Source organism: Streptomyces sp. NPDC031274 (genome assembly GCF_055570235.1).
This window is the reverse complement of record NZ_JBVIHP010000429.1, coordinates 1-1087: the sequence shown is the minus strand read 5'-3', so window position 1 is coordinate 1087 and position 1087 is coordinate 1. Positions and strand designations below refer to the sequence as shown.

1 protein-coding gene and 1 pseudogene are annotated in these 1087 nt (G+C 71.2%); both read left to right on the top strand.

Features of this window, described 5'->3' with window-relative positions:
• A partial coding sequence (locus ACZ5CR_RS46930; protein ID WP_468870183.1) for a cytochrome P450 occupies positions 1 to 739 on the top strand: 739 nt, incomplete at its 5' end.
• A gap of 91 nt (positions 740 to 830) precedes the next feature.
• A pseudogene (locus tag ACZ5CR_RS46925) lies at positions 831 to 1087 on the top strand (DUF1266 domain-containing protein); the annotation flags it as partial.

The following is a 1087-nucleotide window of genomic DNA, read 5'->3' as shown; positions in this document are numbered from 1 at the left end:
GCGCTGGACGCAGCGCGTGATCGGCTATCAAGACCCGGACGAGGCACGTGTGTTGAGCCTTGGCCCTGGCGGCAAGCCGGTCAATCCGCGTTCGCCCGCGATGCTGCGCGACATGTTCGCCTACGCGCAGGACCTGGCGGCACACAAGCGGCGCGAGCCCGCCGACGACATCATGACCACCCTCGCGACCGACCCCGAACTGACCGACACCGAGCTGGAGATGTTCTTCTTCCTGCTCACCGTCGCGGGCAACGACACCGTACGCGGCGCGGCACCCGGCGGCCTCCTCGCGCTCGCCGAGCACCCGGACGAGTACCGCCGCTTCCACAAGGGCGACGCCCCGATCGCCACGACCGTGGACGAACTCCTGCGCCGCCACCCTCCTGTTCTCACGTTCCGCCGCACGGCGGCACGGGACACCACCCTGGCGGGCCGGGCCATCGGCGCCGGGGACAAGGTGGTCGTCTTCCACGCGTCGGCCAACCACGACGAACGCGTCTTCACCGACCCCCACCGCCTGGACCTGTCCCGCTCCCCGAACCCGCACGTCTCCTTCGGCGAGGGCCCGCACGTCTGTCTGGGCGCACACTTCGCCCGCCTCCAACTGCGGGTCCTGTACGAGGAGTTCCGTGTCGCACGGCCCGCGCCTCCCCAGCTGTCGGCCCCGCCGAGGCGCCTGGTCTCCAACTTCATCAACGGGCTGAAATCGGTGCCGATCCAGATGGCGGCGACGGGCTGAACCGACTCGGCAGGCATCGGATACGGTCAAGATCCACCCCGATGCCCTTCGCGCGCACCCCGGGCGCGCCACCCACGACGGAGACCCCCGCATGCACGCCCCGGCAGCCGAGGACGAGTACCACGACGACGTCTTCCCGAACGTCGACGCCCCCGACGACGGCACTCCCTGGCAGGCACCCGCCGACCTCGAAGAGCACCTGTACGAACTCGCCGAGGCGGACGACGCGTACACCTACCTGCGGGCGATAGCCGTCACCGGCCTGTACCGCCCGGTGTCGGCGGCCGAGGTCGAGCCGGGCGCGACCGGGCGCCCGGTCCTCACCTTCGACCTCCCCGACGGCCGCCG